The organism is Sideroxydans sp., assembly GCF_054604835.1.
Genome location: NZ_JBTSFG010000011.1, coordinates 1 through 15,874, shown reverse-complemented (window position 1 = coordinate 15,874; position 15,874 = coordinate 1). Strand labels below are relative to the sequence as shown.

Genomic DNA, 15,874 nt, shown 5'->3' with positions numbered 1-15,874 from the left:
ACTTCATCGCATGAATCAGCACGAATATATCGACCTTCCTCCCTTGATGTCCGCGCGCGGTACCGAGCGCCTGCCTGGTTCCAAGAGCATCTCAAACCGCGTGTTGTTGCTGGCGGCACTGTCCGAAGGTGTGACCGTGGTGCGCGATCTGCTCAAGTCGGACGATACTGATCGCATGCTGGAAGCATTGGCTGCTTTGGGTATAGCGGTGGAGGCGTTGGGTGGAAATGCCTATCGCATCACCGGTTGTGCGGGCGATTTTCCCAATAAAGATGCCACGTTGTTCTTGGGTAATGCAGGTACCGCTTTCCGTCCTTTGACGGCTGCGTTGGCTTTGTCGGGCGGTAGCTATGAATTGTCCGGTGTGGCGCGCATGCATGAGCGGCCAATCGGCGACTTGGTGGATGCCTTGCGTCAATTGGGTGCTCGTATCGAATATCTGGGAAATGAAGGTTTTCCGCCGCTACGGATATCCCCGTCCAAGCTGGCGGGCGATACGGCACAGGTGCGCGGCGATGTGTCCAGCCAATTCCTGACCGGCCTGCTGATGGCATTGCCCTTACTTGGCCGCACGGTGAAGGTGGCGGTCGTGGGCGAATTGATCTCCAAGCCCTATATCGAGATCACGCTGGCGATGATGGCGCGCTTCGGAGTGACCGTGCTGCGCGATGGCTGGCGCAGCTTCACGGTTGCGGCGGGCAGTCGTTATGTCTCGCCGCAAGAGATATATGTTGAAGGCGATGCTTCGTCGGCTTCCTACTTCCTGGCCGCCGGTGCGATCGGTGGCGGGTCGGTTCGTGTTGAAGGCGTGGGCGCAGATAGCGTGCAGGGTGATAAACGTTTTGCCGAAGAACTGGCAAAGATGGGCGCGCGCATCACGATGGGCCCGAACTGGATGGAAGCCAGCGGTCCTGCAGAGGGCAAGCTGAAGTCTATCGACCTCGATTGCAATCACATTCCCGATGCGGCAATGACCCTGGCCGTGGCGGCGCTGTTCGCTGACGGCACGACCACACTGCGTAACATCGCCAGCTGGCGCGTGAAGGAGACCGACCGCATCGCCGCCATGGCGACCGAATTGCGCAAGGTTGGCGCGACGGTGCAGGAGGGCGCGGATTACATACGCATCACGCCGCCCGCACAGTTTGAGCACGCGGCTATCGACACTTATGACGACCACCGCATGGCGATGTGTTTCTCGTTGGCCGCATTCGGTGGCGCAGGGGTGCGCATCAATGATCCCAAGTGCGTCGCCAAGACCTTTCCCGACTATTTCACGGAGTTCGCAAAAGTGACCCAAGCCGTTCCAGTTATCGCTATCGATGGTCCCTCCGCTTCAGGCAAGGGCACGGTGGCACAACGCGTGGCCGATGCCTTGGGCATGCATTACCTTGATAGTGGCGCGCTGTATCGCCTGCTGGGTTTGGCGGCACAACGTCATGGTGTGGCGCTGGATGATGAAGCCGGGCTGGCTGCGCTGGCGGGCAGGGTGGATATCCGCTTCGAGAAGGGTGAGACCTGGCTGGATGGCGAGAGGGTCGGCGATGAATTGCGCACCGAGGAGGCCGGGTCTGCCGCCTCCAAAGTGGCGTCACTACCGCAGGTCAGGGCCGCTTTGCTGGATAAACAACGCGCCTTCCGGCAGTCGCCCGGACTGGTGGCAGACGGGCGCGATATGGCTTCGGTGGTGTTCCCCGACGCGGTGTTGAAGGTGTTCCTGACCGCCTCGGCCGAGGCACGCGCGGAACGTCGTTATAAGCAGTTGAAAGAAAAAGGGATGGGTGCTAATATCGCCGCCCTTTTGCAGGATATACAGGCGCGCGACGAGCGAGATATGCAACGTAGTGTCGCTCCCCTGCAACAGGCGCAAGGTGCAAGTCTGCTGGATACGACGCCGCTGAACATCGCGCAGGCCGTCGAAGAAGTGCTGACACGATACCGTGCAATTAGTTAGGCCCCGCTTGGCTCCCCGCCATCCGGGTTGATGAACGAACCCCCGTGCAGTTGCGGGATAACCTGAGAGTAGATCGAAAATGACCGCTGTAGCCGAAATGGAAAGCTTTGCATCACTGTTTGAAGAAAGCCTGAATCGCAAGGAAATGCGTGCAGGTGAACTCATCACCGCCCAAGTCGTTCGCGTTGAGCAGAACGTGGTCGTGGTGAATGCCGGACTGAAGTCCGAAAGTTATATCCCCGTTGAAGAATTCAAAGACGCAGCTGGCAACATCGAAGTCAAGGCTGGCGACTTCACCACCGTGGCGATCGAGTCGCTGGAGAACGGTTACGGCGAGACACGTCTGTCGCGCGAAAAAGCCAAGCGTCTGGCTGCCTGGATCGACCTGGAGCAGGCGATGGAAGAAGGCCGCATCGTTGAAGGTTATGTCAGCGGCAAGGTCAAGGGCGGTCTGACCGCGATGGTCAACGGCATCCGTGCATTCTTGCCCGGTTCGCTGGTGGACATCCGTCCGGTCAAGGACACCACTCCGTACGAAAACAAGACCATGGAACTCAAGGTCATCAAGCTGGATCGCAAGCGCAACAACGTGGTGGTTTCCCGCCGCGCTGTGATGGAAGAGACCCAGGGTGCGGATCGCGAATCCCTGCTGGAGAACCTCAAGGAAGGCGCAGTGGTCAAGGGTATCGTCAAGAACATCACCGACTACGGTGCGTTCGTCGACCTGGGCGGTATCGATGGTCTGTTGCACATCACCGATCTGGCATGGCGCCGCGTCAAGCACCCGTCCGAGGTGTTGACTGTTGGTGACGAGATCGAAGCTAAGATCCTGAAATTCGACCAGGAGAAGAATCGTGTTTCCTTGGGCATCAAGCAGATGGGCGATGATCCTTGGAATGGTCTGGCACGTCGCTACCCGCAAGGCACTCGCCTGTTCGGTAAGGTGACCAACCTGACCGACTACGGTTCTTTCGTTGAGATCGAGCAAGGTATCGAAGGTCTGGTGCACGTTTCCGAAATGGATTGGACCAACAAGAACGTTCATCCTTCCAAAGTCGTTGCGCTGGGCGACGAAGTAGAAGTGATGATCCTCGAGATCGACGAGCAACGCCGCCGTATCTCTCTGGGCATGAAGCAGTGCAAGTCCAATCCTTGGGACGACTTCGCAGCTAACCACCAGAAGGGTGACAAAGTTAAGGGCGCTATCAAGTCGATCACTGACTTCGGTGTGTTCATCGGTCTGGATGGCGGTATCGACGGCCTGGTTCACCTGTCCGACCTGTCTTGGAGTGTTGCCGGCGAAGAAGCCGTGCGCAACTACAAGAAGGGTGACGAACTGGAAGCAGTCGTGTTGGCTATCGATGTCGAGCGCGAGCGCATCTCCCTCGGTATCAAGCAACTGGAAGGTGATCCGTTCGGCGGTTTCGTGACCGGCCATGACAAGGGCGCTATCGTTACCGGTATCGTCAAGTCTCTGGATGCCAAGGGTGCTGTGATCGGTCTGGACGGTGATGTCGAAGCCTACCTGAAGGCCTCCGAAGTGTCGGTGGATCGCGTGGAAGATATCCGCAACCACCTGAAAGAAGGCGACAGCGTCAAGGCAGTGATCATCAACGTGGATCGCAAGAACCGCGGCATCAACCTGTCGATCAAGGCGCTGGACAAGGCCGACACGGCAGCAGCGATGCAGAAGTTCGCGGCTGAGAACACCAGTGCTTCCGGCACCACGAACCTGGGTGCTCTGCTTAAGGCCAAGATGGATTCCAGCAAGGCTGACACGCAGTAAGGAGGCAGGGCATGACACGTTCCGATCTGATCGCCAGACTGGCAGAGCGTCATCCCCAGCTGTTGGGGAAGGATGCCGAGCTGTCGGTCAAGGTGATACTGGACAGTATGTCCGCCACGTTGTCTGAAGGCGGACGTATCGAGATTCGCGGATTTGGCAGTTTTGCCTTGAACTATCGCCCGCCGCGTTTGGGACGCAATCCCAAGTCCGGTGACAAGGTTCAGGTGCCAGCCAAGTACGTGCCTCACTTCAAGGCAGGCAAGGAACTGCGGGAACGCGTGGATTACCCTCAATCCTGAAGTAGCAAGTGATTGAAAGATTGGCGGCACATCGCAAGATGCGCCGCCAATTTTTTTGCGAGTTATTGCTCACGGGGCAATATCCCCGCGAGAAACAATTGCGTGTTCGTGCTATCTTTGCACCCCGATTCGATGATGAAAATTAAAGCATGCGCTATTTGACCTGGTTGCTGCGGATCCTGCTATTTGTCGCATTGCTGGGCTTTGCGATGAAGAACAACGAGATCGTCACGCTACGCTATCTGTTCGGTTACGAATGGCAGACGCCGCTGGTGGTCGCGTTGTTTGGCTTTCTGGTTCTGGGAGTCGTTTTGGGCATGCTGGCGATGCTCGATACAGTCGTGCGTTTGCGTAGCGATTTGGCGCATGCACGTGCGCAGCCGCAATTCAATCAATCCGGGCGCAGTGCTGAGAATCAAACAGATATTTCCGAACATTCTTCCTGAAAATACAAGATGGATTTTGAACCCTGGATGTTGCTGGTATTCCCGCTGTTCTTCGGCATGGGATGGCTGGCAGCACGTGTCGATATCAAAGAGCTGTTGTCTGAATCCAGCTCACTGCCGCGCTCCTATTTTCAGGGGTTGAATTTCCTGCTCAATGAGCAACAGGATCAGGCTATCGAGGCCTTTATCGAAGTCGTCAAAGTCGATCCGCAAACGATAGAGTTGCACTTTGCGCTGGGCAGTCTGTTCCGTCGCCGCGGTGAGGTGGACCGCGCGATACGTATGCACCTCAACCTATATGAACGCGCCGACTTGGACGAAGAAAAGCGTCAGCAAGCCTTGTTCGAACTGGCGCAGGATTACTTGAAGGCCGGCATTCTGGATCGGGCCGAGACGGCATTCCACGGTCTGAATGGCACATCCCACGAAAAAGCTGCGCTGGAGTTCCTGCTGGAGATATACCAGAAGGAGAAGGACTGGTTGAAGGCGATCGATATCAGCCAGCGACTAGCTACTTTGACCGGCAAGTCTTATGCAAGACAGGCGTCGTTCTTTTACTGCGAGTTGGCCGAGCGCGAATGTGCGGACAAACAAGTGGATGCCGCTGTCGTGCATCTGGAGCAGGCGCTCGCGGTCGATCCGCAAGGGGTGCGCGCCAGCATCAAGCTGGGCGATATCGCATTGGCTGCAGGGAATACGGCGCGCGCTATCGAGATATGGAAGGCAGTAGAGACGCAGGATGCGCAATACTTGCCGTTGGTCGCAGAGCGCATATTGCACGCTTTCCAGCAGGGCGGTAACGAGTCGGCAGGTGTGGAATTGCTGCGCAGCTATTTGCAAAAGCACCCCTCGCTGGATCTTATGAACGTGCTGTTTGAGGCGCTGGTCGCGACGGATGGCCCCGAGGCTGCCTATCAGATGGTGCTCAATGAATTGAAGCGTAACCCCACGCTGCTGGGATTGGACAAGCTGCTCGAGGCGCAATTGATGAAGATGACCGGCGAGCGGCGCGGCGATGTCGAGCTGGTGAAATCGCTCATACACAACCGCACTCGCAGCCTTGCGATGTACCGGTGCGGACATTGTGGCTTCAAGGCTAAACAGTTCTATTGGCATTGCCCCGCGTGCCACAGTTGGGAAAGCTATTCGCCAAAACGCAGTGAAGAGAATGGATTGATCGCATGAGTACCGCCGCACAACTAGACCCGAAGATCATCGTCGCGCTGGATTTTCCGCAGGCGGCATCCGCCTTGGCATTGGCCGAGCGGCTTGAACCGGCTTTGTGCCGACTGAAAGTCGGCAAGGAATTGTTCACCGCTGCCGGGCCGCAACTGGTCGAGAAGTTGCAGCAGCGCGGATTCGAAGTGTTCCTCGATCTCAAGTTTCACGACATCCCCAATACCACTGCGCAAGCCTGCAAGGCGGCGGCGGCATTGGGCGTGTGGATGGTCAACGTGCATGCCTTGGGTGGCCGCAAGATGATGGAGACGGCGCGTGAGGCGCTGGCGAATCACGCGCAACGACCGAAACTGATCGCAGTGACAATCCTCACCAGTATGGCGCAGGAAGACCTGCATGGGATCGGCATCGAGGCCAGCCCGGCACAGATGGTATCCCGTCTGGCGCAACTGACTCGGGACAGCGGTCTGGATGGAGTCGTGTGTTCGGCGCAGGAAGCGGCAACGCTGCGCCAGCAATGTGGCAAGGACTTTTGTCTGGTGACGCCGGGGATACGCCCGGCGAATGCGGCGGCAAACGATCAATCGCGCATCATGACGCCGCAGGCAGCGCTGCAGGCGGGTTCCAGCTATCTGGTCATCGGCCGCCCGATCACGCAAGCGCCTGATCCATTGCAGGCGCTGCAAGACATTCTGAAAGAGACAGGAGATGTGGCATGAAGCTGCCATCGTTCGATAAAGCGCGGGTGTTGGTCGTCGGGGATGTGATGCTGGACCGTTACTGGTTCGGCGATGTCAGCCGCATCTCGCCGGAGGCGCCGGTGCCGGTGCTGAAAGTGAGCCGGGTAGAAGAGCGTCCCGGCGGTGCCGCCAATGTGGCGCGCAATATCGCCGAACTGGGGGCGCATTGCACACTGTTGTCGGTGGTCGGCGCGGACGAGGCGGGTGACTGCCTGCAACGACTGCTGACTGCACAGGGTGGAGTCGACGCTTTGTTGCATCGCGACGAGAGTTTTTCCACCATCGTCAAACTGCGTGCCATCGCGCGTCAGCAGCAATTGTTGCGCATCGATTTCGAAACGCCGCCGAGTCACGAGGTGTTGCAGGCCAAGCTGGCCGACTTCCGTAGCAAGCTGCCGGACTGCGATGTGGTGTTGCTGTCCGATTACGGCAAGGGCGGCTTGACCCATATCGCCGAAATGATCCGGTTGGCACGGTCAGCCGGCAAGCCGGTGCTGGTCGATCCAAAAGGGGACGAATACGAGCGCTATCGCGGCGCAACGCTGCTTACACCGAACCGTAGCGAGTTCCGTGATGTGGCCGGGAACTGGAAGAGCGAAGCGGAGTTGAACGAAAAAGCACAGAAGCTGCGTAGTGAATTGGGCTTGGAGGCCTTGTTGGTGACGCGTAGCGAGGAAGGTATGTCATTGTTCCGCGAGCAGGGCATATTGCACGAGCCGACGCTGGCGCGCGAAGTGTTCGATGTGAGCGGTGCCGGTGACACGGTCATCGCCACCTTGGCGGTGATGCTGGCGAGCGGCGCGGATATGGCAGAGGCGGTGCGCATCGCCAATCGTGCAGCCGGCTTGGTGGTGGCCAAGCTGGGTACGGCTGTGGTTTCGCGCGAAGAGATTCTGCAGGATATGAAGAAGCAGGACTGAGTGCTGTTCGACTCAATAAAGCCTTGCAGTAAGCATGGTTAATGTAATACCCTTCCGTGCATAGCGAAGGGAAAGAGGGGGGTGATCCATCCTTCTATTTCAAGGAGATAGCATGTACTACGTGGTAACCGGAGCAGCAGGTTTCATTGGTTCCAACCTGGTCAAGGCGCTGAATGAGCGTGGCGTGACCGACATCATCGCGGTCGACAATCTGAAGAAGGCCGACAAGTTCCTGAATCTCACGGATTGCGAGATCGCCGACTTCATGGATAAGGAGGACTTCATCGAACGTGTGGTAGGCGGAGACCTCGATGGCGAGATCGCCGCTGTATTGCATGAAGGTGCTTGCTCCGACACCATGGAAACGGATGGCCGTTACATGATGGAGAACAATTATCGTTATTCCCTTGAGTTGCTGAATCATTGCCAAAGCGAAGAAGTGCCATTCTTGTATGCCTCGTCCGCATCGGTCTATGGCGGCGGCGGCGTTTTCAAGGAAAGCCGTGAATACGAATCACCGCTGAACGTCTATGCCTATTCCAAGTTCTTGTTCGATCAGGTGGTGCGTAGACGCTGGGCAGAACGTACTTCGCAGATCGTGGGCTTCCGCTATTTCAACGTGTACGGACAGCGTGAGCAGCACAAGGGGCGGATGGCCTCGGTCGCATACCATTTCTTCAACCAGTATCGGGCAGATGGGCATGTGAAGTTGTTCGAGGGTTGTGATGGCTATGCCAACGGCGGACAGCTCCGCGATTTCGTGTCAGTCGAAGACGTGGTCAAGGTCAATATGCACTTCTTGGATCACCCTGAGAAATCGGGCATCTTCAATCTTGGCACGGGTACCGCGCAGAGCTTCAACGATGTGGCCGTGGCGACGATCAATACCTTGCGTGCCGCGAACGGAGAGCCGGTATTGACGCTGGAGCAATTGCTGCAGCAGCAGATCATTCGCTATATCCCGTTCCCGGATGCGCTGCGCGGCAAGTATCAAAGTTTCACCCAGGCCGATATGTCGGCGATGCGTGGAGCCGGCTATGCGGAGCAATTCCTGACCGTGGAGCAAGGCACGGCGAATTACGTAAATTACATGCTGGAGAAGTCGAAGTAAAACAGGAGGAGGGTATGCAACCCGCGACTTAGGTCGCCAACTTCGAAAGGAGAAAGTGATGAAGAAGCTGTTGCAATCCCTGTTGGTACTTTTGTTTTCCGGTTCACTCTACGCGGCGGTCGATTTGAATACGGCGAGCGTGGAGGAGTTGCAGGCCGTGAAGGGTGTCGGTGCCTCGAAAGCCGAGGCTATCGTTCAGCATCGAAAGCAGCACGGTCCCTTTAAGCGCGTGGAAGAGCTTGATGATGTAAAGGGATTCGGCAAGAAGACGGTGGAGCGCTTGCGCAGTGAATTCACCGTGAGCAAGCCGGACAAGAAATAGTCTTTCGCGGCTCACCATCGATCCGCCCGGCCTGTAGCCGGGCGGATTTTCATTTATGCTCGATTGGAATAACAAAATAGGAAAATGTGATTATCGGTAATGATGGGCTCTGCCTATAATGCAGCCATCGTCGCTATTCATTTTCAGGAGTTCGGGATGTCAAAGTTGTTCGCAGATAATTCGCTTGTTGTGGGCCGTACGCCGTTGATCAAACTGAACAAGATCGGCGATGGGGCGCCTGCCGCCATATTTGCCAAGATCGAGGGGCGCAACCCGGCCTATTCGGTGAAGGATCGCATCGGTGTGGCAATGATCGACGATGCAACGCAGAAGGGATTGCTCGGCCCGGGCAAGGAGATCGTCGAGCCCACCAGCGGCAACACCGGCATTGCATTGGCCTTTGTGGCCGCTGCACGCGGCATCCCGCTTACTTTGACCATGCCCGAAACGATGAGCGTCGAGCGGCGCAAGTTACTGGTCGCCTATGGTGCAAAGCTGGTGCTGACCGAAGGTTCCAAGGGTATGGGTGGCGCGATCGCCAAGGCGAAGGAGATTGCGGAGTCCGATGCAAAGTACGTGTTGCTGCAGCAGTTCGAGAACCCCGCCAATCCGGCGATCCATGAAGCGACCACGGGATCGGAGATATGGAACGATACCGACGGAAAGATCGACATCTTTGTGGCAGGTGTGGGTACCGGCGGCACGATCACCGGTGTGTCACGCTATATCAAGAACACTCAAGGCAAGGCGATCAAATCTGTGGCAGTCGAGCCGGCTGCCAGTCCGATCCTGACGCAAAAGCGTGCAGGACTGGAACTTAAGCCCGGCCCCCACAAGATTCAGGGCATAGGCGCAGGCTTTGTGCCGGGCACGCTGGACCTGTCTTTGGTGGATGAGGTCGAACTGGTGACGAACGAGGATGCAGTGTTGTTCGCACGTCGACTGGCCAGGGAAGAAGGCATCATTTCCGGAATCTCAAGTGGGGCAGCAGTGGCGGCTGCGGTTCGTCAGGCTCGGAAACCCGAGAACGCGGGCAAGATAATCGTAGTGATCCTGCCGGACTCGGGAGAGCGCTATCTGAGTTCCATCCTGTTCGAAGGATTGTTCGACGCCTCGGGCATCGCCCTCTAAAGCCGCAGTGCAAAGGAAGGTGCCTGCATTTATCATGCAGGCATAACCCCTCTATGGAACAAGCCATGTACAAGACTCTGGAAGACTATGTCGGAAATACACCGCTGGTCAGGCTTAAGCGCATACCCGGTGACACGTCCAATGTCATCCTCGCCAAGCTGGAGGGCAACAATCCTGCCGGTTCGGTGAAGGACAGGCCGGCACTGTCCATGATCAGACATGCTGAAGCACGTGGCAGCATCAAGCCCGGCGACACCTTGATCGAGGCGACCAGTGGCAACACCGGTATCGCGCTGGCGATGGCCGCCGCCATGCGCGGTTACAAGATGATCTTGGTGATGCCTGAGAATCAGAGTGTGGAACGCCGCCAGACCATGCGTGCTTTGGGTGCCGAGCTGGTGTTGACACCCAAGGTGGGCAGCATGGAGTTAGCGCGCGATACGGCAGAAAAGTTGCGCGACGAAGGTCGCGGCATCATCCTCGACCAATTCGGAAATCCTGATAATCCCTTGGCGCATTACGAAGGTACGGGGCCGGAGATCTGGCGCGATACCCAGGGCAGGATCACGCACTTTGTCAGCAGTATGGGTACCACCGGCACCATCATGGGCAACGCACGATTCTTCAAGGAAACGAATCCCGCGATCCAGATCATCGGGGCTCAGCCGGAGGATGGGGCGCAAATACCGGGTATTCGCAAGTGGCCGGAAGCCTATATGCCCAAGATATACGATCCGAGAAACATCGACCGTATCGAATATGTGGGGCAGCAGGATGCGGAAGAAATGACGCGCCGTCTGGCGAGGGAAGAGGGGATATTCTGCGGGATATCTTCAGGTGGAGCGTTGAGCATCGCAATGCGTCTCTCGCAGCAGGTGCAAAACGCCACTATCGTTTTTATCGTCTGCGACCGGGGTGATCGCTACTTGTCTACGGGTGTATTCCCTGCCTGATCGACTATTCATTCAGCGCAACTCTGCGCTTGGATAATGCCGGGTTTTGTGCGAAGTAACGTTTGATCCCGCTGAGGATCGCGCTCGCCATCGTGCGTTGATAGTTCCGATCTTTCAGCCTGCTCTCTTCGGTTGGGTTGCTGATGAATGCGGTTTCTATCAGGATGGATGGAACGTCCGGCGACTTGAGGACGGCGAATCCGGCTTGTTCCACGCGGCCCCGGTGTAGTTTGTTGATGCCGCCCAATTCATTCAGAACATGCTTGGCCAGCTTCATGCTGTCATTGATGGTCGCTGTTTGTGACAGGTCGAGCAGGGTGCGGGCAAGGTAGGGGTCTTTTACTGCGAGGTTCACGCCGCCGATGAGGTCGGCCTCGTTCTCTTTCTTGGCGAGCCAGCGCGCACTGGCACTGGTGGCGCCCCCCTCTGACAATGCAAATACGGACGACCCCCGTGCATGCGGCTTGACGAAGGCGTCGGCGTGTATGGAGACGAATAGATCCGCATGCGCTCGGCGTGCTTTTTCTACTCGACCGCTCAAGGGAATGAAGTAATCGCCATCTCGAATGAGTACCGCGCGCATACCCGGGGTCGCATCTATCTGGACTTTTAACTCGCGCGCGATGGACAGTGTCACATCCTTCTCGCGCGTCCCGCTGCGTCCAAGTGCTCCCGGATCTTCTCCGCCATGCCCCGCATCCAGAGCGATGACAAGCACGCGATTGCGCAATTCCGGGTAGGGTTGTGGCGCCGAAGCGGCAGGCGGCTGTGTTGCCAGCGCCGCATCTTCTGTTTTGGTGGTTTCTGTATTGGAATCGCTGGCGACTGGCTCGCTTGCGGCAAGTTGCTGTGCCACGAAGGCCATCAAGGGATCGACAGGGACGGCGGGATAAATATCCAGAACCAGCCGGTGCCCATATTCTCCGACAGGTTTCAGGCTGAATAACTGTGGCTTGACCTGTGATTTCAGATCCAGAACCAGCCGGGCGATGCCGGGCTTGAAGCGCCCTATGCGCAAGCTGCTGATGTATGGATCCTCTTTGCTGACCTTGTTGGGCAGTTCGTTCAAGGCGGCACCGAGTTCGATCTCATCAAGGTCGATGACCAATCTGTCCGGGTTGGAGAGGGTAAATTGCTTGTAGCGGATGGCGGATTTCGATTCCAGCGTGAGGCGCGTGTAATCCTGTGCGGGCCAGAGGCGGGCGGAAGTGACGGGTATCTCTGCATGGGCGGAACCAGCCCATACCAATAACAGCAGGAAAACAGACTTTAGAGTGCGTTCAAACATTTCGTCCCTGCTTCAGTATAGGCGTGCAGGAAAATCTCACGGCCATCCTGAAGTATCTCAAAGGTAAGACTGAGGTCGGCCTCGGGTAATAGTCCGGCTGCCTGTTCCGGCCACTCAACCAGGCAAATATTGTGTGCGTCGAACTCGTCACGGAATCCGGCTTCTTCCCATTCATCGGCATCTCGAAAACGGTAGAGGTCGAAATGCCGCAAGTGTAGCCCTCTCACATCGTAGCTTTCAACCAGAGTGTAGGTCGGGCTTTTGACTCGCCCCTTATATCCAAGCGCCAGCAACAAGGCCCGAACCAGCGTGGTCTTGCCGGCGCCGAGATCTCCGCGCAGATAGATCACCAGTCCGGGGCGGATCGCATGAGCCAATCGCAATGCAAAGGCGGCAGTGGCCTCCTCATTTGGCAGAACTATTGGGCTATGATTCGAGTCATGCAAAATAGTGATCCCCGGTTGGAAATGGATGAACTTGCCTTGCGCATCAAAGCATGGGGCAGCGAGCTTGGCTTTCAGGCTGTTGGTATTTCGGATACCAGCCTGGGTGAGGCGGAAGCACATCTGCTGCAGTGGTTAGCGGACGGCCATCACGGTGCCATGGATTATATGGCAAAACATGGGGTGAAACGGGCGCGTCCGACAGAGTTGCTGCCGGGCACATTGCGCGTGATCTCTGTACGCATGAATTATTTCCCTGAGATCAGTCATGCTGCCGAGGCGGTATTGCTTGATCCTTCCCGTGCCTATGTTTCCCGCTACGCGCTGGGTCGTGATTATCACAAGGTGTTGCGAAACAGATTGGAAAAGTTGGCGCAGAAGATCAGGGATGTTGTCGACTGTCAGTGTCGCGTTTTTACGGACAGTGCCCCTGTGCTGGAAGTGGAGTTGGCGCAGAAGGCGCATCTGGGATGGCGAGGGAAGCACACGTTGTTGCTTACGCGTGAGCAGGGCTCGTGGTTCTTTCTGGGTGAGATATTCGTCGACCTTCCGCTACCGGCGGATGTGGCGCAGCAAAGTCATTGCGGAACTTGCGTCGCCTGTATGGATGTATGCCCGACGCGGGCCATCACAGCGCCATATATAGTGGATGCGCGGCGCTGTATCTCGTATCTGACTATCGAACATAAGGGCAGCATCCCTCACGAGTTAAGGCCGCTAATAGGGAATCGCATCTATGGTTGTGACGATTGCCAACTGTTTTGCCCATGGAATAGATTTGCGGTGAAAAGCATAGAACCGGACTTTTCGGTACGCAACAAGCTCGATGACATAATGCTCATCGAGTTGTTCTCTTGGAGCGAAGAAGCATTTCGTACGCGCATGGCGGGCAGTCCGATCTATCGTATTGGATACGAGCAGTGGTTGAGGAATATCGCAGTGGCGCTAGGTAATGTACCGGCAACTGCGGAGAGTCTGCAGGCCTTGCAGGCAAGGTCGCAACATGAATCCTTTCTTGTTAGAGAGCATGTCGAGTGGGCTTTGCAGCGCAAGGTTGAACATAAACAGGATTAAGTTCTTGACCTGATGTGGGTGCGTCTATAGAATGCCGTCCCTCAACTGACGCGGGGTGGAGCAGTCTGGCAGCTCGTCGGGCTCATAACCCGAAGGTCGTAGGTTCAAATCCTGCCCCCGCAACCAACGTTATCTGACTAAGGGTGGCTATGCCACCCTTTGTTAGTTCTGCGTATAGCTCTCCGTCTTCCTGAGTCAGTGTGATATCGCCAGTAATGGCACGGATGGCCTCCCTTGCGGCGGCAACATCATTGATGCATTCCAGCTTTTCCACCATCCCTTTGAAAATCTCTCTTGCACGAGGCAGGATCTGTGTCGGCTGAAAGGCAAGGATGGCACTCAACTCAGCTTCAGCAGTTTTAGCGGCTTCCTCGGCCTCCTCAAGCGCTCGTTTGGTAGATGGGGTGATAATCCCCTGCCGGATGGCATTTAGGATGTTCTCGGCCTCTTTGCGGGCTTTCTCGACCTTCCTGCGAGCTTCCGTAGGGTCTGGTTGCATATCTTTGAGAATCTGGCGGGTTTCTCGCTCAAACTGTCGATATGCCTCTTCAGACAACAGGTCTTTCTTGATACCTTCCAGCAGAATATTTTCCACCTTCTCCCTAGCAATCTTGGTGCTGTTAGCACAAGCCGCAACTCCCCTGTCTTTATGGATATTGCAGCCGTACCGGTAGCGATCCACGATTACATACGGCCCTCCACAGCAACCGCACTTCAGCAGACCGCTGAATAGGTAGCGGGGGCCACGTCCACCACTTGCTGCGGCACTCTTCTGTTTCTCGCGCATGCCTGCAGTCTTATTGCGGGTAGCTTGTATTCTTGCTTTAACAGCCGCCCACGTTTCATCGTCAATAATTTGCAGCTCAGGGTGTTCGGTGATAACCCAATCGGACTGGGGACGTTCTGTACGCTTTCTGCGCCCATTTGTTGGATTTTTTACCCACTTTGTTTTGTTCCAAATTTGGCGGCCGTTGTAGAGATCGTTGGCCAATATGCCAACGCCCTTTTGGTCTGGGTAAATGGCAGATGGTGACCACTTCCCATCTCTAGGGGAGGGGATGCCTTTATCATTCAAGGATGCAGCAATCGTGCGAGGGGAATCTCCTGCGACGTAACGCTCGAATATCCAGCGAACCCACTTTGCCTCATCCTCATTGATGGAGCGGCTGCTGCCGTGGCCATCATGAGTAGATGAGTAACCGAAGGGTAGTCCACCTGCGCTGTAGCCTTCAAGTGCTAGTCCTTTAAGCCCGCGATGCGTCTTTTCTGCCAAGTCATCTAGATAGAGCTCGGCCATCAAGCCGCGCATGCCTATTTCTAATTTGTAGCCGGTTCGGTCTGTGTCAACACCATCACTTACGCCAATCAATCGAATGTTCTTGTACTTGAATAAGCGGACGGCTTGGCCGGATTCAAGATAGTCGCGTGCGAAGCGGGAGAGGTCATCGACCAGCAGCACATCAAATAATCCGGCTAGGGCTGCTTCCATCATTGCTTGGTAGCCGGGGCGATCCGTGCGCGAGCCGGTTATCGCTTTGTCTTGGTACAGGGTAGGCTGCGGCCAGCCCACTCTGGCGCAATATTCTTCAACATTCCGCAGCTGGTCTCGAATCGAATTTACGCTTTGAGCGTCATCCGAGTAGCGGCAATAAGTGGCGGTTCGCATTGCGACAGATTACCTTGCGTTGGCCTGTTGTGAAACGGGGGGATTTGGATGCTCCCCTGCTTCAGCCCTTGGTTGCTGGGTTTGTTGTGTTAGATGCTCGCTCACCGCTTGCTTTGCAAGCAGGTGCAGAAGGGAGATATGTGCAGGTGTCAAACTCATGGAGCAATCTTAAGAAAGATCGTCGGGGTTTGGAGTTTGAGAAGTTGCGGTTTTTCTCACTACTCGCCACTATTTGTTGGTGGGGAGCAATTTGGGATGGAGGAAGATTTGAGTGAGATATTGAGAGTGATGCCAATCCTTTTGCCAGTGCTATTAGTAGTGGGGGTGGGTGTAATTATTGGAAAGCAGATTGAGAAAGAGAAGCGGGAGAAGAAGAGAGGGAGATGAATCGATGAAGGTAGAACTACAAAAATTACAGAATAACTGCTTTGGCCGAGGATGCGACAGACAGTTATTCGGTGCGGATTCAATCCGTCGACGCAACACACTAAACTTAGCGAAAGCGAAAGGAGTGTTGCAGATGAAACAACGACCACGCATCTATTACACTGAAACTCAAAAG

At 56.0% G+C, this 15,874-nt stretch carries 15 protein-coding genes and 1 tRNA gene; 13 read left to right on the top strand and 3 right to left on the bottom strand.

The features are described from left to right. The first annotated feature begins 10 nt into the window (after positions 1 to 10). From ACYCZ5_RS13290 to cysM, 11 genes are all read left to right on the top strand, one after another. Positions 11 to 1,954 (top strand): bifunctional 3-phosphoshikimate 1-carboxyvinyltransferase/cytidylate kinase, encoded by a 1,944-nt coding sequence (locus ACYCZ5_RS13290; RefSeq protein WP_461545279.1) that lies wholly within the window; start codon positions 11 to 13, stop codon positions 1,952 to 1,954. 79 nt (positions 1,955 to 2,033) lie between these two features. Beyond that, entirely contained in the window at positions 2,034 to 3,740 is a 1,707-nt protein-coding gene (gene rpsA, locus ACYCZ5_RS13285; RefSeq protein WP_461545278.1) for a 30S ribosomal protein S1, read from the top strand. Positions 3,741 to 3,751: 11 nt separating this feature from the next. Then, positions 3,752 to 4,039, top strand: a complete 288-nt coding sequence (locus ACYCZ5_RS13280) for an integration host factor subunit beta (RefSeq protein ID WP_461545277.1) — start codon at positions 3,752 to 3,754, stop codon at positions 4,037 to 4,039. A 149-nt stretch (positions 4,040 to 4,188) separates the two neighbouring features. After that, positions 4,189 to 4,485: a LapA family protein gene (locus ACYCZ5_RS13275; protein WP_461545276.1), complete on the top strand. Its 297-nt coding sequence runs from the start codon at positions 4,189 to 4,191 to the stop codon at positions 4,483 to 4,485. A gap of 9 nt (positions 4,486 to 4,494) precedes the next feature. After that, the gene (lapB, locus tag ACYCZ5_RS13270; protein ID WP_461545275.1) at positions 4,495 to 5,670 is read left to right on the top strand and encodes a lipopolysaccharide assembly protein LapB; all 1,176 of its coding nucleotides are present in this window, start codon (positions 4,495 to 4,497) and stop codon (positions 5,668 to 5,670) included. Then, positions 5,667 to 6,383: an orotidine-5'-phosphate decarboxylase gene (gene pyrF / locus ACYCZ5_RS13265; RefSeq protein ID WP_461545274.1), complete on the top strand. Its 717-nt coding sequence runs from the start codon at positions 5,667 to 5,669 to the stop codon at positions 6,381 to 6,383. The genes lapB and pyrF overlap by 4 nt, the downstream gene beginning before the upstream one ends. Further along, positions 6,380 to 7,324, top strand: coding sequence for a D-glycero-beta-D-manno-heptose-7-phosphate kinase (rfaE1, locus tag ACYCZ5_RS13260; protein WP_461545273.1), 945 nt, complete (start codon positions 6,380 to 6,382; stop codon positions 7,322 to 7,324). The genes pyrF and rfaE1 overlap by 4 nt, the downstream gene beginning before the upstream one ends. Before the next feature lie 112 nt (positions 7,325 to 7,436). Then, positions 7,437 to 8,435, top strand: coding sequence for an ADP-glyceromanno-heptose 6-epimerase (gene rfaD, locus ACYCZ5_RS13255; RefSeq protein WP_461545272.1), 999 nt, complete (start codon positions 7,437 to 7,439; stop codon positions 8,433 to 8,435). Positions 8,436 to 8,493: 58 nt separating this feature from the next. Beyond that, the gene (locus tag ACYCZ5_RS13250; RefSeq protein WP_461545271.1) at positions 8,494 to 8,757 is read left to right on the top strand and encodes a ComEA family DNA-binding protein; all 264 of its coding nucleotides are present in this window, start codon (positions 8,494 to 8,496) and stop codon (positions 8,755 to 8,757) included. A gap of 156 nt (positions 8,758 to 8,913) precedes the next feature. Next, complete coding sequence (cysK, locus tag ACYCZ5_RS13245) at positions 8,914 to 9,888, top strand: cysteine synthase A (protein WP_461545270.1); 975 nt, start codon at positions 8,914 to 8,916, stop codon at positions 9,886 to 9,888. Positions 9,889 to 9,953: 65 nt separating this feature from the next. Continuing rightward, complete coding sequence (gene cysM / locus ACYCZ5_RS13240; RefSeq protein ID WP_461545269.1) at positions 9,954 to 10,841, top strand: cysteine synthase CysM; 888 nt, start codon at positions 9,954 to 9,956, stop codon at positions 10,839 to 10,841. 4 nt (positions 10,842 to 10,845) lie between these two features. On the opposite strand, the gene ACYCZ5_RS13235 is transcribed toward cysM, so the two are convergent. Both ACYCZ5_RS13235 and tsaE read right to left on the bottom strand, forming a co-directional pair. Continuing rightward, positions 10,846 to 12,129, bottom strand: a complete 1,284-nt coding sequence (locus ACYCZ5_RS13235; protein ID WP_461545268.1) for an N-acetylmuramoyl-L-alanine amidase — start codon at positions 12,127 to 12,129, stop codon at positions 10,846 to 10,848. Continuing rightward, positions 12,111 to 12,506 carry a tRNA (adenosine(37)-N6)-threonylcarbamoyltransferase complex ATPase subunit type 1 TsaE gene (tsaE, locus tag ACYCZ5_RS13230; RefSeq protein ID WP_461545267.1) on the bottom strand — a complete coding sequence of 132 codons (396 nt, stop codon included), beginning with the start codon at positions 12,504 to 12,506 and terminating at the stop codon, positions 12,111 to 12,113. Before tsaE ends, ACYCZ5_RS13235 begins: the two co-directional genes overlap by 19 nt. 63 nt (positions 12,507 to 12,569) lie before the next feature. Here tsaE and queG point away from each other — a divergent pair, with 63 nt between their 5' ends. Next, positions 12,570 to 13,646: a tRNA epoxyqueuosine(34) reductase QueG gene (gene queG / locus ACYCZ5_RS13225; protein ID WP_461545300.1), complete on the top strand. Its 1,077-nt coding sequence runs from the start codon at positions 12,570 to 12,572 to the stop codon at positions 13,644 to 13,646. Positions 13,647 to 13,695: 49 nt separating this feature from the next. Then, positions 13,696 to 13,772, top strand: a tRNA-Met gene (locus ACYCZ5_RS13220). On the opposite strand, the gene ACYCZ5_RS13215 is transcribed toward ACYCZ5_RS13220, so the two are convergent. After that, positions 13,729 to 15,312: a recombinase family protein gene (locus ACYCZ5_RS13215; protein WP_461545299.1), complete on the bottom strand. Its 1,584-nt coding sequence runs from the start codon at positions 15,310 to 15,312 to the stop codon at positions 13,729 to 13,731. The genes ACYCZ5_RS13220 and ACYCZ5_RS13215 overlap by 44 nt on opposite strands. Between the last annotated feature and the right edge of the window lie 562 nt (positions 15,313 to 15,874).